The sequence below is a fragment of the Halorhabdus tiamatea SARL4B genome, assembly GCF_000470655.1.
Classification (GTDB): domain Archaea; phylum Halobacteriota; class Halobacteria; order Halobacteriales; family Haloarculaceae; genus Halorhabdus; species Halorhabdus tiamatea.
The window spans coordinates 736,002-759,311 of sequence record NC_021921.1 but is presented as its reverse complement, the minus strand read 5'-3'; the positions used below and the strand labels follow the sequence as shown (position 1 = coordinate 759,311).

Sequence of the window (23,310 nt, the reverse complement as noted above, 5' to 3'; positions counted from 1 at the left end):
CAAATGGACGATCAATATCTCGACGCCTTCATCCGCGAGAGCGAGGAGGCGATCACGGAGTTGAACAACTCGTTGCTCGAACTCGAATCGGACCCCAGCAACCAGGGGGCGATGGATTCGATCTTCCGGACCGCTCACACGCTGAAGGGCAACTTCGGCGCGATGGGCTTCGACGACGCAAGCGACCTCGCCCACGCGATCGAGGACTTACTCGACGCTATCCGCCAGGGCGAGATGGAGGTCACCCCGGAGATCATGGACCTCGTCTTCGCCGGCGTCGACGAGATCGAAGCGATCGTCTCCGAGGTCGAAGCGCACGGCGAATCGACCGCTGACACGACCGAGCGGGTCGAGGAGATCCGCGCCGTCATGGAAGACGGTCCCGACGGGGCCAGTGGATCGGCCGCCGAAAACGGGTCGTCCGGATCGGCCGCTGACGCCGATTCGGACGGCCCTGGCGATGACTCGACCGACTCGGGGTCGATCGACGTCGAACCGATCCTCGACCGCGTCGACGTGCCATCCCCGGCGGAGGGATCGGTCACGCTGTCCGAAATCGACATCGGCGACGGCAACATGCAGGGCGTCGACGCGATGCTCGCCCTCGATGCCATCGAGGACACACTCGATGTCGTGGCGACTGATCCGACGCCCGCGGAGATAGAGGACGGCGAGTTCGAGGACACGTTTGCGGTGTTCGCCGCGGCCGACGAATCGACTGTCACGCCGGCACTCGACGACGTCGGGCCTGTCGAATCCTCGACCGTCCAGGACGTCACGGCAGCCGTTGCGGCGGCGGAATCGACGGATACAGCGGACGCGTCGGCCGACAACGGCTCGTCGACGTCGAGTGCCGCCGAGACGTCCGTCGACGAGATCAAGTCCGTCCGGGTCGACGTCGACCAACTCGACGACCTCCACGGGCTGGTCGAACAGCTTGTCACCAGCCGGATCAAACTTCGCCGGGCCGCAGAACAGGAAAACGTCGACTCGACCGGCGAGACGCTCAACGAACTCGACAAGATCACGGCCAGCCTCCAGAACACCGTCATGGACATGCGGTTGATCCCGCTGCGGAAGGTCGTCGGGAAGTTCCCCCGACTCGTACGTGACCTCTCGCGGGATCTTGGCAAGGAGATCGACTTCACTATCGAGGGCGAGGACATCGAACTCGACCGGACGATCCTCACGGAAATCTCGGACCCGTTGATGCACATCCTTCGCAACGCGGTCGACCACGGGATCGAACCCCCGGAGGAACGCGAGCGCAAGGGCAAACCTCGCGAGGGCTCGATCGAGTTGCGAGCCCGCCGCGAGCGTGATCACGTCGTCATCGCCGTCGAAGACGACGGCGCGGGGCTAGACGTCGAGGCCATCCGCGAGCAGGCCTTAGAGCAGGACATCCGCTCGGCCGAGGAACTCGACCGGATGGACGACTCGGCGATCTACGATCTCACCTTCCACCCCGGCTTCTCGACCGCCGAGGAGGTCACGGACACGAGCGGTCGTGGCGTCGGGATGGACGTCGTCCACGAGACGGTCTCCCAGCTCGACGGCTCGGTCAACGTCGAGTCGACGCCGGGCGAGGGGACGACGGTCTCGCTTCGCCTCCCGGTGACGATGGCGATCGTGAAGGTCCTGTTCATCCAGGTCGGCGACGAGCAGTACGGCATCCCGATCAAGAACGTCGACGAGATCACCGCCGCGACCGAGGCCCGCGAGATCAACGGCGACGAGGTCATCAAGCACAACGACGAGATCTATCCTGTCATCCACCTCGACGAGGCCTTCGACGTCCCCGGCGAGACGAAAAACGGCGAGGGCATGTTGATCCGCGTCCGGGAGTCCGAACGCAAGGTCGCCCTCCACTGTGACGAGGTCAACAGCCAGGAGGAAGTCGTCGTCAAACCGCTCGAGGGGTTGCTCTCGGGGACGCCCGGCCTCTCGGGAACGGCCGTCATCGGCGACGGGAACATCGTCCACATCCTCGATGTTGTGACGCTTTGAGAACAATGATGCACCCCAAACTACTGCTAGGACGAGTATGAGTCGCCGATCAGGATCACAGCGTGGGTTCACCTCGCTGCTCGAGTACATCGGCTCGGAACTCGACTTCGAGTCGGACTTCTACAACGATGCGTATCTCGACCGTCGCATCACGGCCCGGATCCGTCGAACCGACAGCGAAGACTACCGCGCCTACGAACGGCTGTTGCGACGTGACGCCACTGAACAGGACGCGCTCCTAGACTCGCTGTCGATCAACGTCACCGGGTTCTTCCGGAATCCGGAGGCCTGGGAGCGACTCCGCCCCGTCCTTCGTGAGCTGACCGAGCAACGCCGGACGGTTCGCGTCTGGAGCGCGCCGTGTGCCGACGGTCGGGAACCGTACTCCCTGGCAATGTTGGCGAGGGACGACCCCGAGATCGACGAGCGACGGCTCGATATTCTCGCGACCGACATCAACCCCGACATTCTGGCCGAAGCTCGCGCGGGCGTCTACGAGACCTCCCAGACGACGGACATCGAGGCCGAACTCGAACCCCTCGATTCTGTCTCGCCGTACATCGATCGCGACGGCGATACGTTCACCGTCAGAGAGTCGATCCGGGAGATGGTCACCTTCGAGCAACACGATCTCATTCGCGGGGATCCGAAAGGCGAGTTCGACCTCATGTTGTGTCGGAACTTCCTCATCTATATCGACTCGTCGTACAAGGAACCGATCTTCGAGACCATCAGCGACTCCCTGCGGTCCGGCGGCTCCCTCATGATCGGGATGACCGAGACGATTCCGAGTCAGTGCCGAATGACGTTCGACTCGGTCGACAAACAGCGTCGGATCTACACCAGGGTGTAGCATGTCGCTGTTCGAACTCCAGCGCGAGGGCGACGTTCAGGAACTCATTCGGCTCCTCCGGGAGAGTGACAACGAGGACGTTCGGACGCGCACGGCGTCGATGCTCGGGGAGTTCGACGACCACGCCGACCGGCGTGACGTCGTGAGCGCGCTCGTCCAGGCCGCCGAGACTGACGACTCGGGCGCAGTCACGGCAGCGGCTGTCGACTCCCTCGACGAACTCGGTCAGGACGCCATCGAATCGCTCATCGAGTCGATGGCCGGCGTCGACTTCGAGGGGGGAGAGGCCGACTGGGTCCGTGCGAAGGCTTTCGTCAACGCACTGGACGCTGACATCCCCGAGTTGCGGATGGCCGCCGCCAACGGCCTCGGACAGTTCGGCGACAGTGACGCGATCGAACCGCTGGTCGGGCGGTTCAGCGATCCCGACCCGCGGGTGCGTGCCCGTGCTGGCCGGGCTTGCGGGTCGATCGGCGATCCCCGGGCGACTGACCCGCTCGAATCGCTGCTCACTGACGACGCGGTCGTCGTGCGACGGGAGGCCGCCGAGGCGCTCGGCCAGATCGGCAACCGCCAGGCCTTACAGGCCCTGCTCGATCTCTACGACGACTCGTCCGAGCGCGTACGGCGGATCGCGGTCAACGCCTTCGGGAACTTCGACAACGCCGCACCCGTCGACGCGCTCGTCGCAGCACTGGGCGACGACGCGGCGACCGTCCGGCGGACGGCCGTCTACTCGATCATCCAGTTGCTCGCGAACGTCCCGACTCAGAAGAGCCACGAGATCCGCGAGACGATCGTCGACCGGTTGAGCGAGACCGACGACGACAGCGTCGTCGCGCCGCTGGTCGAGATCTTAGAAGAGGGAACGCAGGTCGCCCAGCGCCGGAACACGGCGTGGCTACTCGGTCGCGTCGTGACCGAACCGGACGAACGGGTGATCGACGCGCTGGTCTCGGCGCTCGCCGACGACGACCAGATGACCTCTCAGTTCGCCGCCACGAGCCTGACGGAACTCGAGGCCGACCGCCTCGAGGAGCGACTGCTCGACGTCGCGACTGACACTGACCAGCCGACCCAGGCCCGGACGCAAGCGATCTTTGCGCTCGGGAAGGTCGGCGGCGAGCGGGCGCGCGAGACGCTCGACGGCCTGCTCGACGAGACTGACGACGAGGAAGTTCGCAAACGCGCGTTCTCGGCCATCTCGAAACTCGGGGGGCGACTGTGATCGATTCTCTCGCAACTCGGGGGGCGACTGTGATCGATTCTCTCGCAACTCGGGGGGCGACTGTGATCGACTCTCTCGCAACTTGGGCGACTGTGGCCGAACGGCGGTCCGATGGCCGAGACGTTAATACGAGTGGCTTCCAACTACCCGATACAGGGCTGGCACATCGATGAGCGAGGGCGAACGGAAACTCGCCGACAGCCGGGGCAAATTCGTCCAGGTAGTCGAGAATGGACGCAAACTCAACGACGTCGAGTGGATCCCCGGCCGGATTCTGCTCTCGAACAAACGGCTGGTACTGGCGAGCAACGAGGGCAAGAAGACGATCTCACTCGCAGACGTCCGGAGCGTCAAGACCCGACAGAACGTCAACGAGGCCATCGCCAACGTCTCGGGATACGTCTCGATCCAGACTGGCCGTGACGTCCTGTTGCTCTCGCCGGCCGACGTCGAGGGATTTGCCGCCGAGATTTACAGCGCCCGCCTGGACCAGCAGGTCGTCCTCGCGAAACACCCTGCAGTCAAGGGTGGCGTCGTCCAGGACGCTGCCTGGGAGAAAGCCCGGATCAAAGTCGGCGAGGACTCCGTCGAACTCGCTATCTCCAGCGGCCAGTTCGTCGAGATCCACCTCGACGACGTCGGGACCATCGCGGAGACCGAACGTTCCGTCTTCGAGAAAGAGCGCAGCGTCCTCGAGGTCGAACACGCCATCGACGGGACGAGCGTCAAGACCTACCTCTCGGGGTCGGCGAGCGACTGCGCGATCCTCGCGTCACTGCTTCGCTCCGGCGATCAGCACGTCGAATCGGATGTCGAGTTGAGCGACGACGAACTCGAAGTCTTGATGGCACTGTACTCTGGTGTCTCGCCCTTCGAGATTCCGGATTTCGTCGGACTCGACGTCGAGGACGTCGAGGACATCTTCGAGGCACTCGCCGAGCAGGGCGTGGTACGCAAAAAGCGCACCCGACGGGAAGTCGGACTCAAACCTCGCGGGCGGTCGATCGCTAGCGAGGTCATCGCCGACCAGTGAGACCGGTTCAGAAACGGCCGGTTACTCGTTGACGTCCTCGAGGTGTCGGTTGACGACGACACGTCCTTTCGGCGTGAGTGTCGGCCCCTCCTCGCCGGCCGTGAGCAAGTCTTTCCCCTCGAGATCGTTGACCAGCATCGTGACCTCGCTTGCCTCCCGGTCGAGGACGTTGGCGAGCGGGATCCCCTCCATGTCGCCGGTCGAGTAGACGGCCACGAGGAGTTCGATCTCGGGATCTGTGAGCTCGATGTCTTTGAGTTCGCCCATCAGATCGGAGTACTCCAGCCGGAGATACCGACCCAGGAGGCTGAGCTTCCGGGCCGAGGGGATCGCTGCGACGGTCGTGATCGCCTGGCCATCGGGCATGTGCCGGACGGCCAGGACGGCCCGCTCGGACCCGGATATCTCCCGTTTCGAGCGCTCGAACTTCGTGACCTGTGCGAGCGTCACGGTAAAGGAGCCACTCTGGCGTTTGAACCTGACGCCCTGGGGCTCGAGAAACAGCTTCGCGGGGACGTACTCGGCGTCGGTCACTCGCCCGCCGATCTCGGCCGGGTGCTGGACTGTCGCATCGGTGCCGTTGAGCAAGGCCTTGAACAGCACCGTCGAGAACTTCTCGATCGTCTCGTCGCCGGCCTCGACGACGGCGACGAACCGGTCGTCGCCCTTCTCGAAGGCCACCGTTACCGTCGAGTCGAAGAAGTCACCGAGGTCAGGCGGGACGTGCCCGACGGCCACGTCGAAGATCGTCGAAAGCGGGATCGTCGTCTTCGAGTTGTCGGCTGCGAGTACAAGCCGCTTCTGGCTGAGAAGTACTCGGCCTTTGACCGGCTCGGCCCGGGTCGACCGCTCGGAGTTGAACGTCGCGACGAAATCCGCGATGACTGATTCCGACATGGATGGCCGTCTGTCTACGCCGCGATAGGATCGCCCGTCTATTGAGCGTTACGCGCGAATATCAATCGAGAGAACGCGTCTCCCGCCCTCCAGCACTGCGAGGAAGCGATCTGTCGTCAGTCCTCGGACTCCTCACCGAGCAGTTCGGCGACATCACCGTCGCCCGCGTCGACGATCTTCGCGTTGAGCTGTCTGACTGCGTCGCTGATCTCCCGACCCCGGACAGTCACGCGCTTGCGTTCGCCGTCGCGCTCGGGTTTGAAACCGACCCCGCCTTCGAGCAGGATCGACTTGAGAGCCGCTCCGCGGACGTCTTCACGGAGCGGGCGACCGGCGTCGTCGGACCCGCCCGCCAGTTCCAGCGTGAACCCGTCGAGGCCGACCGCACTCCCGTCGACCTCGTCACCGAGTTCTCGGCCCATGAATCGGTTCGCGTCCTGTCCGTCGATATCGACCTGATGGGTTTCGCCTGTGTCCGGATCGGCTAGAGCGACAGTGAAGTCTACCATACTCAAGTCAAACCGGCCGTGCTAAAAAAGCCCGTCGGAACGCCGCGGTTTTCGGGCGTTCGCCTCGTCGGATCTCGCTGGAAGCCAGCTACCAGGGGGCTGCCAGCGCGCCAGCGTCGACGAACAGTGCCACTGCGACCACCGACGCCGCCAGGAAGAACGGCCGCGCGTCGGCAGCAGGCGTCCGGACCTTCCGCTCGTTCGTCCCGTCGGTCAGCCGTGCCGCACCGATCTCAGAGAGGGCTGCGAGTGCGAGCCACAGCGCGACCATCCCCAGGACGAGGTGGCCCCGCGTGGAACTGAACAGGGAGTCCATGTAGCCGTTGGCCGCCTGGTGACCACCGGTCAACAGGGTCACCACTGCGCCCGCGCGGGCGATGCGCTTGAACTGTTTCGTCAACTCGGCGAGCGGTTCGCTGTCGAGGAGCCCCTCTCTGGCTGCCGGCAGGACGGCAATCGCCATGAAGACGACGCTTCCGCCCCACACGGCGGCGAACAGCAGGTGCAATCCGGCCACGACCACGTCTGCGAGTGTCATAGCCGGGCCAATGGTTCCGATCCTCATCAAAACACGGGAAGCGGTAGCGGCACTCGACTCCGATCAAAACACAGGGTCCGCTTCGGTATCCGACTCGTCGATCTCGCCGAGGTCGAGCTGGTCCAGCAGGTTGACGAACGATCCTGGGTCAGGGATCAAGAACAGTCGGACCTTGAACGCCGCGTCCCGATCGGTCACGTCCACGAGACTGTCGAGGACGATCGACAGCGAGTCCACCCGGACGTGTGAGAGGGCATCTTCGGCGATCTCCTCGCCGTCGGCGAATCGGAGCGTCGGCGTCCCCATGTCGATAGTCGTTCCGAGCGTGTTGGCGATCCCGTCGATGAACCCGGAGGTGAGGATGTTACAGACCTCCTGGAGCGCGCTCTTCTGGAGCTGGTTGAACTCCGACTCGACCGTCGTCCCGGTCAGCAACTCGGCCATCTCGCGGGCGGTCTCCTCGTAGAACGTGAGCAAAAACACGCCGTAGGGGGGCTCGTTGAGCCTTATACTCGCGCTGTAGATCGGGTCCGTGCCGATCTCACGGGCGATGTCCGGCGGTTCGACGAACGCCAGGCTCTTGATCTCGACGGTCGATTCGACGCCGGCGAGTTCTCCCAGAGAGGTGGCGGCGTTGCCCGCGCCGGCCTTGATGAGCTGGTTGATGACCCGCAACTTCCTGATGTCGATGAGCAGGGGCATCTGGTCGGTCCTACCCACTCCAATCGAACACTTAGTGATTGTGTCTCGCGGGGCACGGATTTTTGCCCCCGGGGGACCTACGCGAAATCGTTGATCTCAATGGATTCCGGACGCCCGCCCCCCGACGCCGAGTGGTGTTACGAGGCCGTCCAGGGGGTATCGCGTACGTTCGCCCTGACCGTCGAGGCCCTCGAGGAACCGATGGCGTCCCAGATCGGGTTGGGCTATCTTCTCTGTCGGATCGCAGACACCGTCGAGGACGCCAGCCACATTCCACCGGACGAGCAGGTCTCGTTGCTGATCACCTACGACGCCGCGGTCGACCCTGACAGTCCGACGACGATGCGGGACTTCCGTGCCGCAGTCGATCCGTGGCTTCCGGCCCCTCCGCGCTCGGACGACTGGACGGTTGTCGCGCGTGCGCCGACCGTCTGGGCCACGTTCGCCGAACAACCGGCGGACGCCAGGGCGGCGATCGTTCCACCCGTCCGTGAGATGGTCGATGGGATGGCCGACTTCCTCTCACGACACGCCAAGGCCGGTGGCCTCCGGATCGAGGACTACCCGGAACTCGAGGAGTACTGTCACTACGCCGCCGGAACGGTCGGAACGCTGATTACGAATCTACTCACCCCCAATGGGGTCTCCCCCGACCGGACCGAGGAACTCTACGACACGGCTGGCTCGTTTGCCCGACTTCTACAGCTCGTCAACATCGCCAAGGACGTCCACGCCGACTACCACGAGGAGAACAACGTCTATCTGCCGGCGACCTGGCTGGCCGAGGCGGGCGTCGAGCAGGAACACGTCCTGGCCGAGCGCAACCGCGAATCGGTCGCCTGGGTCGTCCAGCGCACGGCCACGCGAGCCCGATCGTTTCTCGACGACGCCCAGTCGTATCTCGAAACGATGCCGCTCTCTCACGGAAATACGCTTTCGGCCTGGTCGGTGCCGTATCTGTTGAGCGTCGGGACGCTCCGTGAACTCGACAATCGACCCCGAGACGCGCTCACTGAATCAGGGGTCAAAGTGGATCGCGAGGAGGTCTTTGCGGTGATGACCGCGGCCGGCGATACTGGCGTCGACGCACTGGGCGATCTCCGGGCGACGATCGCCCGGAAACCGTACTCCCTGGTAGTCGAGTGAAGACGGCCGGTCGTCCGCCCACGGACTTTGATCCTGCGTGCGCTATCGATCGATCGCGACCGAGAGTGCCTGCGCCAGATCGTTTCGGAGGTCCTCGACACCTTCCAGACCGACGCTGAGTCGAACGAGGCCGTCCGTGATGCCGTTCTCGCGTCGTTCGTCGGCGGGCACCGCAGCGTGGGTCATCGACGCCGGGTGTTCGAGCAGGCTTTCGACCCCGCCCAGACTCTCGGCTAGCGTGAATACATCCGTCTTCGAGACGAACGTCTCGACCGCTTCCAGCGAGGCGTCGAGCTCGAAACTCACCATGCCGCCGTAGTCGTCCATCTGCCGGGTCGCCACGTCGTGGTGTGGATGTGACGACAGACCGGGATAGTGAACCGTCTCGACGGCCGGATGATCGGCAAGCCAGGACGCCAATTCACGGGCGGTCGCGGAGTGACGGTCCATCCTGACCGGGAGTGTCTTGATGCCCCGCAGGACGAGGAAACACGCGAAGGGATCGGGCGTCGCCCCGACGCTGTTCTGATAGAAGCCCAGTCGCTCGTCCAGGTCGGGATCGTCCGTGACCAGGGCCCCGCCGACGACGTCGGAGTGACCGCCGAGATACTTCGTCAGCGAGTGGGCCACGATGTCGGCCCCGTACTCGATCGGGCGCTGGAGATACGGCGTCGCGAACGTGTTGTCGACGGAAAGCAGCGCGTCGTGGTCGTGAGCGACGCGCGCGACAGACTCGATGTCTAGCACCCGCATGAGGGGGTTCGTCGGGGTCTCGATCCAGACGAGCGCAGTCCGGGGTGTCATCGCCGTCTGCAACTCGTCGGGGTCGGTCGCGTCGACGAACGAGAACCGGAGATCGTAGTCCTCGTAGACCTGGGTAAACAGTCGGTGGGTCCCGCCGTAGACGTCCTGGCCCACGACGACGTGATCGCCGGCTGAAAGCAGGTTCAGGACGGTGTTGATCGCAGCCATCCCGCTAGCGAAGGCCCGCCCGTGAGACCCACCTTCGAGGTTGGCGAGGTTATCCTCGAGTGCTGTCCGGGTCGGATTACCCGTCCGGGAGTACTCGTAGCCGCGGTGCTCGCCGGGGGCGTCCTGGGCGAACGTCGAGGAGGCGTAGATCGGCGGCATGATGGCCCCGGTCTCCGCATCTGGCTCCCAGCCGGCGTGGATCGCCCGCGTCTCGAAGGTGCCACTGTCGGCTTCGCCGTCACGCTCGTCGTTCATTTCTTTCCCTCCCACTCGTCGAACGCGCCGTAGATGTTCTTCGAGAGATACCGTTCGCTCCCGTCTGGGAACACCGTCACGACGGTGTCGTGGGGCGCGTCGCGTTCGTCGCGAGCGATCTCCGCGGCTACCCGTCGGGTAGCCACACTCGCTGCGCCGGAACTCGACCCGACGAGATGACCCTCTTCGGCGGCGAGACGTTGTACTTCGGCGTGGGTCTCACGGTCGCTGACCGTCACGAAGTCGTCGATCTCGGCGGGTTCCAGCAACTCCGTGACTTCGGGGTCGTGGGTGCCGATCCCTTCCGTCTTGTAGGGCCCCTCTTCACGCGACTTTCCGAGCAGCGTCCCGAACGTCGACCCTTCCGGTTCAACGGCGACGACGTGGACACCCGGGACCGCCTCGCGGACCGTCCGGGTGATCCCCGTCAGCGTTCCGCCGGAGCCGACGCCGACGACGATTGCTCCAATCTCCCCGTCGAGGGCCTCGACGATTTCCGGCCCGGTCGTTCGATAGTGTGCTTCGACGTTCAGCGGCGTCGCAAACTGCTGGGGGACGATGGCGTCCTCGTCTTCTGCTGCGATCTCGTGTGCGCGCTCGATCGCGCCGTCCATCCCGTCCTCGCCAGGGACGTGCACGATCTCGCCGCCGAGGGCCGACATCAGTCGTTCCTTCTCCGGACTGAATCCCGCCGGAACGACGAAGATCGCATCTAGGTCGTACTGGCTGGCCGCGATCGCCATGCCGATGCCGGTGTTGCCGGCCGTCGGCTCGACGATCGTCCCGCCGGGCGGCACCGACCCGCGTTCCAGCAACTGTTCGACGATGTGCTTGCCGATCCGATCTTTGACGCTGCCGCCGGGGTTGAACGTCTCCAACTTCGCGTATCGCTCCACCCCGTCGACGCGATCGAGTTCGACGAGGGGTGTTCGGCCGATCGTTTCGAGTACGGACGTCGCAGGTTCGTGATGTGTCGTCATGTCTCTGGGCTGTGTTCGAATCGTTCGTCACCGGTGCGAACCGCCGCGGATCGGACTCACCAACAGCGACAACAGCCGAGAGACGGTGAGAAGGAGCGTCGATCGTGAACCCGTGCCTGTCGAGCCCGCCGCTTTCGGCGGGGTGGCGTCGTTTGATCCCGTCCACGCTGTGCTCGTCTCGCGTGGGGGATCGGATGGGTTCGACCCATACTGGTAGAAACGAGTCAGCCATTTATGCCGCTTTCCTTTCGGAATCGCCGAACCACACTCACAGCGTTGCTTTGTCCGCAGCTACCCCGTTCGCAGCGCCAGGGACTCACAGTATTTGATATAGCGTAATGTGATTTATGTTGTGGCAGACAGACAGCTCACTGGCGGATTATCCATCGCTGTCCAAGGATCTCAGGTCAGTTGCTCGGTGATAGCGCTCTCGAGCCGGTCGATGAACTCCTCTCGGCGATCCGTCGGGATCGTCGCGCCCGCAGCGATATCGTGGCCGCCGCCGTCACCACCGACAGCGACACTGGCCGCGTGGATCGCACTCGAGAGATCCAGCCCCTGGCGGACGAGCGTGGCGGTCCCACGAGCTGAGACCTTTCGCTCGTCCTCGGACTTCCGGGCGAAGGCGACGATCGGTCGGTCGCGCTCAACCCCGGGGAGGCCGAGCGCCATCCCGGCCACGATCCCGACGATCGTCTCCCGGATGGCGTCGTCGGCATCGAACCACTGGACGTGCTCGCCCGACTCGACGCCATTTTCCCGGACATATTCGAGGCCCTCCGAAAGATTCCGTCGGTGGTTCGCGAGCAATCGACGGGCGCGTTCTAAGGCCTCCTCGCGATCGCCGAGACAGACGGCGAGACCCACGTCGGCCCGTTCGTACCGCGCTGTCGCGTTGAGCAGCGTCGAGAACTCGCTCGCGTCCCGGAGTTCCGTGCCCTGCGTCTCTGCTGAGAGTGTGTAGGTCGTGCCGACGAGCGACTCGATCCGGTCGGCCGGGACGCCACGTTCGACACCGCGCTGGACGAGCCCGCTGACGACTGTCTGGCGCTCTGCGGCGGCGAGATCGACCCATCGACGCCACTCGCCTTCCGTTTCGAGTTCGATCCCGAGCGATTCCAGGAAGTCGATCGCGCCGGCTTCGTCGCCTGAAACCCCGGGAATCTGGGGTTGATCCGCGTATTCGAGGAGTTTCGGCAGCGGCCGGGTCTGTTTGCCGTACAGGGCAAGGTCGGTCGCCTCTTCGAGCACGCCCGCGTCCATGCCGTCCGCGACTATCGCCCGGTTCGCGCCGACGAGTTCACCGCCGACTGCCTGCATGTCCCCGACGGCACCGACCACGGCGAGCGCCGCGAGGTCCCGATTGTCCTGTTCGTCACCTTCCAACGCGCGTGCGAGTAGATAACTAGCCCCAGCCCCCGAGAGCTCGGACGCGCCGTCGATCCCTTCGAGTAGCGGATTGAGGTGATAGCGCGTCTCGGCGTCGGCCGGCTGGTGGTGATCCACCACGATCGGCTCGAAGTCACCCCGCTGTTCGTGCTTCGTGATCGCGTCGAGTTGGCCACTGCCGAAGTCGGTGAACAACACGGTCTGGACGTCTCGCGCCGCGATCGAGGCGATCTCCTCGTCGTCGAGCTGGTTCTTGAAGACGGTCGTCGTCGGAATCCCCGCGCGTTCGAGGGCCGTCGCGGCGATCCCGGCACTCGTCAACCCGTCGGCGTCGATGTGCGAGGCCAGGAGCACCTCCTCGGCCGCTCGAAGGCGCTCGGCACACTCCGCGGCTCGATCGGCGAGTTTCGGCACGGGTGCCATCGCTATTGCTTGGTTCGGACAGCGATAAAAACGTCCGGATCGGACGAATAAACTGTATTTCGCTATAGTGATTGTGGCTGGCCGTGGCAGCGTCGTCAGTCGTGGGGATACCCTCCCTCGGGGTCGGTCACGCCGTCGAGATACGCGAAGAAGGCGCGCTTGCGGGCGGTGTTGGGGTCCCACCGGACCGGCGGTGACTGGTAGCCGTGCCAGTAGTCGTTCTCGCCGGGGTCGAAGTACCCCCAGGAGGCCCCCGATTCGAGGGCGGCCACCATGTTGCTCTCGGAGAGCGTGTCATAGAATCCATCTCATAACTTCTCACAGCCCGGTCCGTTTCCTCGCTCGTAGTTGGTGATGGCGACGACGATCCGGAGACACAGCGCAAGAAATACTTCTGTTCGTGCGTGGACGCGGCCTCGGGCGCAGACGTGCCCGAGGCCGCAGTCCTTGACTGCATCGTTGGTTCGTTCGACTCCTGTCCGGTCGTTGTACGTCTCATCTAGGATGGACTGTTTCAGCCGGATGTCCTCGCTATGTTTCTTGATGCGGTCTTCGACTCTGTACTTGATGTCTTTCGGGTCGTCGGTGTTTCGCGGATTGTACGGAGCGATTGGCACGACCCCTGCGGCCAGCAGGAGGTCGTGCCAATCGAGGATGTCGTAGGCGCTGTCTCCAAGCATCCAGATCGGTGTATCGACGGCGAGCGCGTCACGGGTGACGCGCATCGCCGTCTCTTTGTTTGCTTGTTTGGCCTGTGTGAACTCCGCTGCTATCGGGATCTTTGCGCCGGTCGAGACGATCGTACAGCCGAAGCCGTAGTAGTACTCCTCAGCCGTTGGATCGTAGTTCCATGACGCTGCATCGTTGTATTGAATCGCTTCAACGTGTGTCGAATCGATAGAGTACGTGGAGTCGAGCAGGCCGCGGGCGGCGGCCTGCTCGACGAGACTGTCGAAGACATCGTCGATAACGTGTTCGAGATCAGTGAGAAAGCGATCAACCGTGTCTCTTGATGGCGGTTTGTCGAGTCCGCAATAGTACCAGACGAGGCCGTGCTGAAGTTCTCGTGCAACCGGGCGTGTCCCGTAGACATCCTTGTAGTAGCAGTGCAGAAAGCCGCGAAAGAGGTCTGGTGGCTGATGCACTCGTGTTCGCCCCCGCTTCGAGGGGGCGAACACGTCATACTCCAGCAGAAACTCGAACTCAAGATGCTCGAACAGCGGTACTGTCTCGGTAGCCGCCGCATTCAAGAAGTCGTCTACCGAAGTTACGTCTTGCAGGGTGCTGGCGCTCGTAGACACAGTTCCAACACCCTGCTGCCTTCCCTGAGAATATTTCTATGACACGCTCCTCGGAGCCAAAACGGAAGTGATCGTCCTCGTTGAAGACGATCGGCATCGGTTCGTAGGCCGGTGACGACCTAACTTCGGCGACCATCCCCCGGATTCGCTCGGGATCGTCGACGCTGTTGCCGTGGAGGAGCACGAGATCCGACGCGTCGATCACGTCGTCCGTCGGGACCACGCCACCCGAGAAACTCGTCCCGACGGGGTAGCGGTGGCCGTCGCGGTCGGTCTCCCGGACGCGATCGATCAGTTCAGTGATGCGCTCTGGCTGGAGGATGTCGTGGTCGTAGTTGATGTCACACTCGTTTGCGACCTCGATGACGACGTTGGTATACTTCCGGTCGTGTAGCCACGCGAGACATGAATGTTGGGGTCGGCCCTGTTCCCACGGCTTCGCGATAGTTCGGGAACCTACCGATCGAGCCGTTCGACGACTGCCGCGGCCAGTGACTCGAAGTCGGCCGTCTCGGGGACGACGTCGACCTCTATTCCGTGGTCGCTGGCGGTCTCCCGCGTCGGTTCGCCGATCGCACCGACGACGGCGTCGGCCAGTCCGTCGAGCACTCTCTCCCGGTGGCCCCGTTCCGTCGCGATCGCCAGGAAGTGTTCGACAGTTAACGACGATGTGAACAGCGCGGCGTCGAGGCCGCCATCGGCAGCGAGTTCGACGGACTCGCCCGCTCTTTCGGGTCGGACGAGTCGATAGAGCACCGTCTCGTGGACGTACGCGCCGGCCGACTCCAGCCCGTCGAGCAACACGTCGCTGCCGTGGTCGCTGCGTGCGACCTCGACTCGCGACCCGTCGACTCGCTCGCCGAGGGTTTCGACCAGTCCCGTCGAGGAGTACGTCTCGGGGACGACGTCGACTTCGGTGCCGTTCGCTCGAAGTGCGTCTGCCGTCGGCTCACCGATCGCACACACCGTCGCGTCGCCGGGGGTCCACTCGCCGGCGACCAGTTCGGCCCCGGTCTTGCTCGTGAAGACGACGGCGTCGGCGTCCGTTCGGGGGAGGTTCCCGGTCGGCTCGACGGCGAGCATCGGGTCGGCGATCGGCTTCACGCCGAGCGATTCGAGTGATTCGACCGCTCTCGCGAGTCGCTCGTCGTCCGGGCGAAAGACGGCGGCGGTCGGTCTGTCCTCAGTCATCGGTCCTCCTCGACCACCGAACGCTCGGTCTCATTCGTCGTCCTCCGCGACCTCGCGGGCGCGTTCGATCAGTTCAGCTGCTCCCTCCTCAGCGAGGTCTTCACCCATCTCGCGGGCGGCTTCGGGATGGCTCTCGACGGGGAGTGATCGCCGGTCCGTGATCTCTTCTGTTCCGTCGGGTGCGAGGACCCGAGCCGTCGTCGTGACGACACGACCCCTGAATTGCGCGCGGACGCCTATCGGGGCCACACATCCGCCGCCGAGCGTTTCGAGGATCGTGCGCTCGACAGTCGCTTCGACGCGCGTGCGTGCGTCGTCGACGAGATCACGGATCGTTTCTGCCGTCTCGCCCTCCTCGGTGACGACGGCGACGACGCCCTGCCCGGGCGCGGGAACGAACTGCTCGTCGGGGAGTGCCTGGTAGTCGAGGTGATGGGTCAGTCCCAGCCGATCCAGTCCGGCTTCGGCGAGGACGATCGCGTCGTATTCGGTCTCGACGTCGCGTTCGGTGGCCGACCGTTCGATCTCGGCGAGGCCGTTGAACCACTCCTCGAAGGACTGCTCGAACGTCCGGCCCGTCGATTTCGTCTCGTCGTCTCCGTCTTCGGCGGTGTCCTCGCTCTCTTTGGCCTCCAGCCGTGCTGTGTACTCGGCCGTCAGCGTGGGTGCGAGGAGTTTCTCGACGCGGGTGTCGACGTTACCCCGCAGCGGCTGGACGTCGAGATCCGGGCGTTCGGCGAGCAGTTGGGCGCGCCTGCGAAGGCTGGAGGTCCCGACCGTCGCGCCTTCCGGAAGGTCGTCGAGTTCGGTCCCGTCGGGTGTGACCAGGACGTCGTTCGCCGGCGCGCGCTCGGGCACCGCGGCGACGGTCAGCCCCTCGCGATCCTCCGTCGGGACGTCCTTCAGCGAGTGGACGGCGGCGTCGGCTTCGCCCGCCCGGACGCGCTCGTCGAGGCTGTGGACGAACGCGCCCGTCTTGCCGAGGCGATGGATGAGTTCGTCGCGAAGCTCGTCGCCCGTCGTCTCGACTTCGAGGAGTTCGACCTCGTGACGGCGACTCTCCAGGGCGTCGCGTATCGCGCCGGTCTGGCGGAGCGCGAGGTCCGACCCGCGCGTGGCCAACCGGAACGTCGTGGCACGGCTGCTCATTAGCCGTGTGTCCACGGCCGAGCGGGATAACCTCACCGCTCGACGTTGGCGGCGTGACTCCAGAACCGCGTCTCTCAGTACGGCTCGTCCTTCAGCCCGAGGACGTACGCGATTGCGTTCGTCGTGACGTGCAGGATGGGAGTCAGGACGACGACAACCACGAGGACAGCCGGCGTGAACGTCTCGCCGAACCAGGTCGGCGCGGCGAGTGCCGCCAGGGCCAGTGCGCCGAGTACGAAGTCGAGCTGATCGAGGCCGGGGACGGGCGCGCCGCGCTGGCGGTCGAGGCGGCGTTTGATGAACGAGGCGGCGATGTCACCGACCATCGCGCCCAGCGCCAGCGCGATTGCGGCCGCGATCGGGAATCCCGGCAGGTCGACCCCGATTGCGTCACCGACACCGGGGGCGACGGCGTCGAGCGCGAGCGCCAGGGCGGCCCCCGCCGCGGTGCCAGCGATCGTGCCGCGCCAGGTCTTGCCGTCGCCGAGCAGGCGGCCGCCGCGCCAGGTTCGCCCGCCGTCGATCGGTCGGCCGCCGCCGGCGAGGACGGCGACGTTGTTCGGGAGGTAGGCGGGTAACATCGCCCAGAACGCCACGACTACGACCGAGAGCCACGACATCTTTCCCGGCGATACGACGGCCGCCAGTTAAAGATACGTGATTCCGTGCGTCGTCGATTCGGTCCCGGTCGGCGGCGAGTCGAGCCCAGTACTGAAGGTTCTCGCCGGCCAACCGCGAGTATGAGCAGTTCCGGTCTCTGTGGCATCTGTGGCCGCGCGGGTGCCCAGCATACCTGCGATCGATGTGGCGCGCTCGTCTGTGGCCGTCATTACGAGGCGTCGGTCGGGCTCTGCGTCGAGTGCGCCGGCGAGGTCGGCGGTGGCGGCCCCAGTGGGAGTGGGGACGACCGGCCCGACGACGCTGACACCTACCGGTACTGATTCAGCCGGCGCTTGAGTCGCTTTGCGGCTTCGCCGGCCGCCCGATAGTAGGCGTCGGGAGCAGCGTCGCCCGGGCCGCCCGCCTCCTCGCCGGCGAAGATGATCCCCCGCGAGGAGTTCACGAGGCCGACCCTGGGATCGACCCCCGGCACGTCAGCCAGGCCGTGCTCGACGGCGGTCTCGGCGTCCCCACCCTGCGCGCCGACGCCCGGGACGAGGAAGGGGAGATCCGGAACCTGCTCGCGCAGGGATTCGAGTTCTTCGGGGGCGGTCGCGCCGACGACCAGCCCGACATTGTCGTTACGGTTCCAGAGGTCCGCCAGCGCCGCGACGCGTTCGTAGAGCGCCTCGCCGTCGGCGAGTTCGAGATCCTGAAGGTCCGCCCCACCCGGGTTCGACGTTCGCGTGAGAACGAACACGCCGGCCTCTTCGCGAGCGAGGAATGGCTCCAGAGAATCCCGGCCCATGTAGGGGTTGACGGTGATCGCGTCGGCGTCGAGGCCGTCCCCGTCGAGTACCTCGGCGTACTGGCGGGCCGTGTTGCCGATGTCGCCCCGTTTGGCGTCGAGCAGGACCGGGACGCCCTTGCCGTGGGCGTAGGCGATGGTTTCAGCCAGTGCGCGCCAGCCGTCGGGGTCCTCGTAGAACGCGGCGTTGGGTTTGTACGCGGCGGCATGTTCGTGGGTCGCGTCGATGACCCGGCGGTTGAACGCCCACCGTGGCAACTCCCGGTCGGCGAGGTGCTCGGGAAGGCGATCGGGGTCCGGATCTAAGCCCACCGAGACGACGCTGTCGACCTGGCCGATTCGGTCGGCCAGCCGCTCGAAGAAGGTCATATCCACCCTCCGGATCCCCACGACTCAAGTATTTCCATCCGACTGTCGCTTCCCCGGCCATCGCGCGCCCCTTGCGCTCGGTCTGTCAACGCGACCCAGACGTTGCGTCGAACGGAACACTCAATTGCACCTCCAGTGTATCCCCACCCGATGACCGTCAACGCGGTGGTCTTCGACCTAGATGAGACGCTGGCCGTGACCACGCGCGATCGGGGCACATTGATCGCGGAGGCGACCGCCGTGGCCGGCGGCGACCCGATCGAGTACGCGACGTATCAGGACACCCATCACGAGACGGTAACGAGCGAGACACGGGCACCCATTTTCGCGGCCGTCATCGACGACGAGACGGTCGATCCTGGCGCGGTGGCCGACACGTACCGCCAGGCGGTCAACGACGCCCTCGTCCCGGTCGAGGGCGCGACCGACCTGCTCGCCCATCTCACCAACGGCGCTGGCTATCGCGTCGGCGTGTTGACCGACGGGCCGGTCCGCGCCCAGCGGAGTAAACTCGACAAACTGGGGTGGGAGGAGTATCTCGACGCCAGCGTCGTGACTGGCGCACTGGAGACGCGAAAGCCCGACCCGATCGCGTTCGAGGCGATCCTCGACGACCTCGGGGTGGGGCCGTCGGAGGCGGTCTACGTCGGCGACAAGCCGGAGGTCGACGTTGCGGGGGCAAAAGACGCCGGGATGGCCGCGGTGCAGGTGCTGTATCCCGGTGGTCCCGAACTGCACCCACGGGCCGACGCCGCGATCGACCGGGACAAGCTTCGGACGGATCTGCTCGACGTTCTCGAAGAGTTGTGAGCGGGCGGGGGCGACTCTCAGTTTTCACTGGCGGCAGCGAGCAAATCGACGGCCCGCTTGACCGCGGCGGCGGTCGGGACAGTGACCAGAAACTGATCATCTGCTTCCTCGACTTTCAAAAATTCATCGTCTGCGTGCCCTTGCACAGCCGATTCGCTGGCCCGCACGTGAAGGAAAAGTCCGTCGGATGTCGGCTCCAGCGTGGCGAGAACGCGGCCATCGTCGTCGACGACAGCCGAATCCTCGTCCACCGAAAGCTCGGCTCGATCTGCGCCCTCCAAGATCGAAAGCCGATCTAGTCCCGCCGTCTCGCGGCCGTCGATCTCCGCCCGCAGGAGCGTCGCGATGCGCTCGCCGTCCGTGACACGGTTTTCGACCATTACAGGGCCTCCAGCGTGCGGTCGATCGCGTCGGCGACCTCGACTCCCTGCCGGCGCGCGTAGAGGATCGCCGCCGTCTCGAGGGTGACGCCCAGCTCGGACTGGAGGCCGTTGATCGCCGCGACCGCTTGTTGTTTGTCCGTCCCCTCGGCCACGACAGCGTCGAGAACGCGCTCGAAGGTCGAGCGCTCGCGCAGGATCGACTCGTCGGGTTGGTATCCATCGGGGACGGTCACGGACGCCGGGTCGAAGGTGAGTTCGAGGCTGTCGCCGCTCGCGGTCACCAGTCCCTCCCCTTCGGCGACGTCGATCAGTCGCTTTGCCTGTTCCGGCGAGAACCAGTCGCGATCGAGGCTGAGATCGACGACGAAGTCGCTCCGCGGAAGTGTTTCGCTCCCGGCCTGGACGAACGGGGCGGCCACGGCTGTCCGGAGACTCATCGTCCGAAAGGAGGGCGATAGAGACGCCTAAAGCTGGCGATCATGGGGCGAGCGCGGGGAGTCCTCGGTAGCCACGGGAAGCGAACGATTCACCGTGAGGATTCCAGGGTCCGGAGAAACACAGTGTCCTTTATGAGTCTGAGTCGGCAAGTACCGCCGGAGGTTACAATAATGGCTACAGTCGAAGTCGATCAGGACCTGTGTGTCGGCGATCAGATTTGCGCGTCGATGGAACCGGAGATCTACGAAATGCGTGACGACGGCCTCGCGTACGTCGTCGATGGGATGGAAGAGATCGACGACGACGATCTCATCGCGGCCGCGAAGGACGCTGCGGACGCCTGCCCCGTCGACGCGATCATCGTCGAGGAATAACGGCCGCCCAATCCGTCTTTTCGGGCACTCTCGTCGATGAGTCGTCGGTCCACCCCTGTCGTCCGCAGTGTCGACCGGAGCGCGGGAAACATCCAATCGCGATTCGAGAGGTTCAAGTGCGCGGTGACACTTCTCTCAGACATGAAATTCCAGGGCCGTTCGACGCGAAAGCGAACCGGCGGGCGACGCCGTCACGCACGAAACAAGCGCCGTCACGAACTCGGCGACGAACCGACCGAGACGGAAGTCGGCGAGCAGAAACTCAAGTTCGTCGATGCCCGCGGCGGGACCGAAAAGATCCGTGCCGTCGCGACCGACATCGCCAGCGTGGCCACTGACGACGGAACCGTCGCTGCCGAGATCGAGAACGTCGTCGAGAATCCCGCAAACCCCAACTACGTCCGGCGGAACATCATCACCAAGGGCGCGGTCGTCGCGACCAGCGAGGGCGAAGCGCGTGTGACCTCCCGACCCGGCCAGGACGGCCAGGTCAACGCCGCGCTGCTCGAGTAACTGTCTGGGCCGTCAGGACGGCTGAGGAACCGCTTTCTGTAAGGCACTCTCGGCGATGTTGCTCCCGTAGTCGGCGGTCCGACTTAACGAGTCGACCACGAGACCGAGCCGGTGGGCTCGCTGTGGGTCGTCGAACTCCCGGATCAGACTGTCGACCTCCCGAGCTTTTTTGTCGACTTCCGGGATACGCGCCCGCGCCTCGTTGGCCAGCGAGACGGCCTCGTCGGGTTCGTCTGCCAGGAGCGCGTCCATCGCCGTCTCGGGGACCGAGATGGCGATCTCACAGAGTTCATCGAGCGCATCGGCTTCCTCCCCGGGGACGTCGTCGATGTTGGTCGCGATATTGGCGATCTTGTTGGCGTGGTCGGCGATGCGTTCGAGCTGGCGCGCACCCGACTGGTAATCGAAGACCGTTTCGCGTGGAAACCCCATGTCGTTGGCCGCGGTCGGGTTTCGAAGTACCGTTCGGAAGACCCGCGAGACCATGTACCACAGACGGTCGACGTCGTCGTCGCGCTCCATGACGTCGGCGGCGAGTTCGTCGTCGTCCTCGATCAGGGCAGTCACCGCGTCGGCCGACATCGTCAGCGAGACCAGCCGCATCCGGGTGATGGCGTTGTGGACCGACAGCTCCGAGGAGTCAAGCAGGTCCTGGAGGACGACGCGCTCGCCGGTCTCTTCGATGACTTCCAGGCCGACCAGCCCCTGGGTGGCGTTCCTGATGTGCCGGCGCTGTGTTGCGGTGATCCGTGGCGCTTCGAGCCGGATGATGTCGAAGCCGCTGACGTACATCGTCATCACGGCCCGCGTCAACTCCGTCTCGTCGGTCAACCCGCTCACGTCGAGGCTGCCTTCGGCCCGCTCACGGTCGTCCTGGGGCGAGAGCAACAACATGTCTTCCTCGGAGTGGAACTCCACGACGCTGCCTGCACTGACTTCGTTTTCAGTCGCCCACTCCTTGGGCAACGAGACTGTATACGTCGAGCCACCGGTTACCTGGACCTTCCGGGTCTCCATAGTATCCGATACTGACCGTATCACAATAAACGCTTTCGAATCTATATATAATATCCGCAACCACCGGTCCCGCCGAGTGGAACGTCCTGCGTCTCGGACTGTGTGCGACCGGAACTTGGGACTTCTCGCGTCGTCCACGTCCTCTTCTCTTTGTTGTCGCCAGGAGCCAGGAGCTAGGAGCCTGCTGAACGTCATCCTTCTGTCGGTCCTACAGGTATCTCATCACGGCGGTAACCCAGATCATGCCACTTTCTCTGGCGGTTTCGTGGGTTCAGTCGGCTGCTGGAGGCGCGCTTCGTATCCGAGTAAATATGACTATATAGTCTATATACTGCTAATAGTAGGGTACTTATCCGTCTCAGCAACTTGGTCGAACAATGGCACGCAAGACCGTACGTGACGTTTCACGGCGGGACTTTCTCCTCGGTGCCGGGGCGGTCGGAACGGCCGCAGTGAGCGGCTGCGTCGAGAACGTCCGCTCGAACCCCGGCGGCGGTGACGATGGACAGGTAATCGTCAAGGGCTCGTCTACGGTCTATCTGATCTCGGACCGGATTGCTCAGCAATTCATGGGGGTAGACGACGAGAACGCCACCGCCGACTCGACGGTCGCGACGGAAAACAACGTCAACGTCACCGTCGACTCGACGGGGACCGGCGGCGGATTCAAAAACCACTTCTGTCCCGGTGCCTCGGACATCAACGGCGCCTCACGACCGATCACTGACGAGGAGCTGGCCTCCTGTCGGGATAACGACGTCGAACCGGTCGAATTTCAGGTCGGCAGGGACGCTTTGACTGTCATAGTCAACAACGACGCCGACTGGGTGGACTGTCTAACCTACGAGGAACTCTCGCTGATCTGGCGCGACGAGGGTGGTGCCAAACAGTGGTCTGACATTCGTGACGAGTGGCCCGACGAACCGATCAAGCTGTTCGGGCCAGCCTCGACCTCCGGGACCTACGACTGGTTCCACGGGAACGTCATCGGCGAGGAGTACGATCACACGACCGACCACGAACCGAACGAAAAGGACAACATCATCATCAGGGGTGTCGCGGGCGATCAATACGCGATGGGCTATCTCGGGTTCGCCTACTACACCGAGAACAGCGATCGCGTGAAGGCGGTTCCAGTCGACGGCGGATCGGGCGGCGGCTGTGTCCCACCGACGATCGAGAACGCGACGGACGGCTCGTACCCGATGACTCGGCCGCTTTTCATCTACGTCAACCGGCAGTCGCTCACTCGCGACCCCGTCTTCGATTTCACCTCTTTTTACCTGGAGCAGGCTGGGACCGATCTCGTGAGCGAAGTCGGGTACGTGCCCATCGACGAGGAGACCAGGGACGACAACCTCGCGAAACTCCTGCTCGAAACACCATGATCGGCGTCTACCGCGTTCCTTCGGGGGGTCGGGATCG

27 protein-coding genes are annotated in these 23,310 nt (G+C 64.5%); 11 read left to right on the top strand and 16 right to left on the bottom strand.

Annotated elements, in window-relative coordinates:
• Positions 1-3: 3 nt before the first annotated feature.
• The 4 genes from cheA (at position 4) to HTIA_RS03945 (ending at position 5,121) form a co-directional block, all read left to right on the top strand.
• Positions 4-2,007: a chemotaxis protein CheA gene (cheA, locus tag HTIA_RS03960; RefSeq protein WP_008525629.1), complete on the top strand. Its 2,004-nt coding sequence runs from the start codon at positions 4-6 to the stop codon at positions 2,005-2,007.
• A 37-nt stretch (positions 2,008-2,044) separates the two neighbouring features.
• Positions 2,045-2,860 (top strand): CheR family methyltransferase, encoded by an 816-nt coding sequence (locus tag HTIA_RS03955; protein WP_008525628.1) that lies wholly within the window; start codon positions 2,045-2,047, stop codon positions 2,858-2,860.
• A 1-nt stretch (position 2,861) separates the two neighbouring features.
• Complete coding sequence (locus HTIA_RS03950; RefSeq protein ID WP_008525627.1) at positions 2,862-4,088, top strand: HEAT repeat domain-containing protein; 1,227 nt, start codon at positions 2,862-2,864, stop codon at positions 4,086-4,088.
• Between the two features lie 169 nt (positions 4,089-4,257).
• Positions 4,258-5,121, top strand: coding sequence for a CheF family chemotaxis protein (locus HTIA_RS03945; RefSeq protein ID WP_008525626.1), 864 nt, complete (start codon positions 4,258-4,260; stop codon positions 5,119-5,121).
• Between the two features lie 21 nt (positions 5,122-5,142).
• Here the strand turns inward: HTIA_RS03945 and HTIA_RS03940 are convergent, their stop codons facing one another.
• The 4 genes from HTIA_RS03940 to HTIA_RS03925 all read right to left on the bottom strand — a co-directional run bounded on the left by HTIA_RS03940 (position 5,143) and on the right by HTIA_RS03925 (position 7,767).
• On the bottom strand, positions 5,143-6,018 hold the full coding sequence (locus HTIA_RS03940) for a CheF family chemotaxis protein (protein ID WP_008525625.1): 876 nt from the start codon (positions 6,016-6,018) through the stop codon (positions 5,143-5,145).
• A gap of 116 nt (positions 6,019-6,134) precedes the next feature.
• The gene (locus HTIA_RS03935) at positions 6,135-6,527 is read right to left on the bottom strand and encodes a 30S ribosomal protein S6e (RefSeq protein ID WP_008525624.1); all 393 of its coding nucleotides are present in this window, start codon (positions 6,525-6,527) and stop codon (positions 6,135-6,137) included.
• A gap of 88 nt (positions 6,528-6,615) precedes the next feature.
• Positions 6,616-7,065, bottom strand: a complete 450-nt coding sequence (locus HTIA_RS03930) for a CopD family protein (RefSeq protein ID WP_008525623.1) — start codon at positions 7,063-7,065, stop codon at positions 6,616-6,618.
• Between the two features lie 63 nt (positions 7,066-7,128).
• Positions 7,129-7,767, bottom strand: a complete 639-nt coding sequence (locus HTIA_RS03925) for a chemotaxis protein CheC (protein ID WP_008525622.1) — start codon at positions 7,765-7,767, stop codon at positions 7,129-7,131.
• Between the two features lie 99 nt (positions 7,768-7,866).
• Between HTIA_RS03925 and HTIA_RS03920 the strand changes: the two genes are divergently transcribed.
• Complete coding sequence (locus HTIA_RS03920; protein ID WP_008525621.1) at positions 7,867-8,913, top strand: phytoene/squalene synthase family protein; 1,047 nt, start codon at positions 7,867-7,869, stop codon at positions 8,911-8,913.
• 42 nt (positions 8,914-8,955) lie between these two features.
• Here the strand turns inward: HTIA_RS03920 and HTIA_RS03915 are convergent, their stop codons facing one another.
• From HTIA_RS03915 to HTIA_RS03895, 5 genes are all read right to left on the bottom strand, one after another.
• A complete protein-coding gene (locus tag HTIA_RS03915; RefSeq protein WP_008525620.1) occupies positions 8,956-10,140 on the bottom strand; it encodes a cystathionine gamma-synthase in 1,185 nt (394 codons plus the stop codon).
• On the bottom strand, positions 10,137-11,120 hold the full coding sequence (locus HTIA_RS03910) for a PLP-dependent cysteine synthase family protein (protein ID WP_008525618.1): 984 nt from the start codon (positions 11,118-11,120) through the stop codon (positions 10,137-10,139). The genes HTIA_RS03915 and HTIA_RS03910 overlap by 4 nt, the downstream gene beginning before the upstream one ends.
• Positions 11,121-11,522: 402 nt before the next feature.
• The gene (locus HTIA_RS03905) at positions 11,523-12,932 is read right to left on the bottom strand and encodes a DHHA1 domain-containing protein (protein ID WP_008525617.1); all 1,410 of its coding nucleotides are present in this window, start codon (positions 12,930-12,932) and stop codon (positions 11,523-11,525) included.
• 95 nt (positions 12,933-13,027) lie between these two features.
• Positions 13,028-13,207: a hypothetical protein gene (locus HTIA_RS03900; protein ID WP_020936034.1), complete on the bottom strand. Its 180-nt coding sequence runs from the start codon at positions 13,205-13,207 to the stop codon at positions 13,028-13,030.
• Between the two features lie 33 nt (positions 13,208-13,240).
• On the bottom strand, positions 13,241-14,233 hold the full coding sequence (locus HTIA_RS03895) for an IS5-like element ISHti8 family transposase (RefSeq protein WP_044950684.1): 993 nt from the start codon (positions 14,231-14,233) through the stop codon (positions 13,241-13,243).
• Between the two features lie 172 nt (positions 14,234-14,405).
• Between HTIA_RS03895 and HTIA_RS16590 the strand changes: the two genes are divergently transcribed.
• Positions 14,406-14,627 carry a hypothetical protein gene (locus HTIA_RS16590; RefSeq protein WP_044950681.1) on the top strand — a complete coding sequence of 74 codons (222 nt, stop codon included), beginning with the start codon at positions 14,406-14,408 and terminating at the stop codon, positions 14,625-14,627.
• 62 nt (positions 14,628-14,689) lie between these two features.
• On the opposite strand, the gene HTIA_RS03885 is transcribed toward HTIA_RS16590, so the two are convergent.
• The 3 genes from HTIA_RS03885 to HTIA_RS03875 form a co-directional block, all read right to left on the bottom strand.
• Complete coding sequence (locus HTIA_RS03885) at positions 14,690-15,424, bottom strand: uroporphyrinogen-III synthase (RefSeq protein ID WP_008526356.1); 735 nt, start codon at positions 15,422-15,424, stop codon at positions 14,690-14,692.
• 30 nt (positions 15,425-15,454) lie between these two features.
• Complete coding sequence (hemC, locus tag HTIA_RS03880; RefSeq protein ID WP_008526357.1) at positions 15,455-16,573, bottom strand: hydroxymethylbilane synthase; 1,119 nt, start codon at positions 16,571-16,573, stop codon at positions 15,455-15,457.
• A 74-nt stretch (positions 16,574-16,647) separates the two neighbouring features.
• Positions 16,648-17,193 (bottom strand): CDP-2,3-bis-(O-geranylgeranyl)-sn-glycerol synthase, encoded by a 546-nt coding sequence (locus HTIA_RS03875; RefSeq protein WP_008526358.1) that lies wholly within the window; start codon positions 17,191-17,193, stop codon positions 16,648-16,650.
• 120 nt (positions 17,194-17,313) lie between these two features.
• Between HTIA_RS03875 and HTIA_RS03870 the strand changes: the two genes are divergently transcribed.
• Positions 17,314-17,514 carry a hypothetical protein gene (locus HTIA_RS03870; protein WP_008526359.1) on the top strand — a complete coding sequence of 67 codons (201 nt, stop codon included), beginning with the start codon at positions 17,314-17,316 and terminating at the stop codon, positions 17,512-17,514.
• On the opposite strand, the gene pyrF is transcribed toward HTIA_RS03870, so the two are convergent.
• Positions 17,502-18,350, bottom strand: a complete 849-nt coding sequence (gene pyrF / locus HTIA_RS03865; RefSeq protein ID WP_008526360.1) for an orotidine-5'-phosphate decarboxylase — start codon at positions 18,348-18,350, stop codon at positions 17,502-17,504. The genes HTIA_RS03870 and pyrF overlap by 13 nt on opposite strands.
• 150 nt (positions 18,351-18,500) lie before the next feature.
• Between pyrF and HTIA_RS03860 the strand changes: the two genes are divergently transcribed.
• A complete protein-coding gene (locus tag HTIA_RS03860) occupies positions 18,501-19,160 on the top strand; it encodes an HAD family hydrolase (RefSeq protein ID WP_008526361.1) in 660 nt (219 codons plus the stop codon).
• 17 nt (positions 19,161-19,177) lie between these two features.
• On the opposite strand, the gene HTIA_RS03855 is transcribed toward HTIA_RS03860, so the two are convergent.
• Together HTIA_RS03855 and HTIA_RS03850 are read right to left on the bottom strand one after the other, a co-directional pair.
• The gene (locus tag HTIA_RS03855; protein WP_008526362.1) at positions 19,178-19,540 is read right to left on the bottom strand and encodes a hypothetical protein; all 363 of its coding nucleotides are present in this window, start codon (positions 19,538-19,540) and stop codon (positions 19,178-19,180) included.
• A complete protein-coding gene (locus HTIA_RS03850) occupies positions 19,540-19,980 on the bottom strand; it encodes a DUF2240 family protein (protein WP_008526363.1) in 441 nt (146 codons plus the stop codon). Before HTIA_RS03850 ends, HTIA_RS03855 begins: the two co-directional genes overlap by 1 nt.
• Positions 19,981-20,151: 171 nt before the next feature.
• Here HTIA_RS03850 and HTIA_RS03845 point away from each other — a divergent pair, with 171 nt between their 5' ends.
• Both HTIA_RS03845 and HTIA_RS03840 read left to right on the top strand, forming a co-directional pair.
• Complete coding sequence (locus HTIA_RS03845) at positions 20,152-20,355, top strand: ferredoxin (RefSeq protein WP_008526364.1); 204 nt, start codon at positions 20,152-20,154, stop codon at positions 20,353-20,355.
• Positions 20,356-20,496: 141 nt separating this feature from the next.
• Positions 20,497-20,868 (top strand): 30S ribosomal protein S8e, encoded by a 372-nt coding sequence (locus HTIA_RS03840; protein WP_021029617.1) that lies wholly within the window; start codon positions 20,497-20,499, stop codon positions 20,866-20,868.
• 12 nt (positions 20,869-20,880) lie between these two features.
• On the opposite strand, the gene HTIA_RS03835 is transcribed toward HTIA_RS03840, so the two are convergent.
• The gene (locus HTIA_RS03835; RefSeq protein WP_008526369.1) at positions 20,881-21,885 is read right to left on the bottom strand and encodes a phosphate signaling complex PhoU family protein; all 1,005 of its coding nucleotides are present in this window, start codon (positions 21,883-21,885) and stop codon (positions 20,881-20,883) included.
• Between the two features lie 377 nt (positions 21,886-22,262).
• On the opposite strand from HTIA_RS03835, the gene HTIA_RS03830 reads away from it, so the two are divergent.
• On the top strand, positions 22,263-23,273 hold the full coding sequence (locus tag HTIA_RS03830) for a phosphate ABC transporter substrate-binding protein PstS family protein (protein WP_008526375.1): 1,011 nt from the start codon (positions 22,263-22,265) through the stop codon (positions 23,271-23,273).
• The last annotated feature ends 37 nt before the right edge of the window (positions 23,274-23,310 follow it).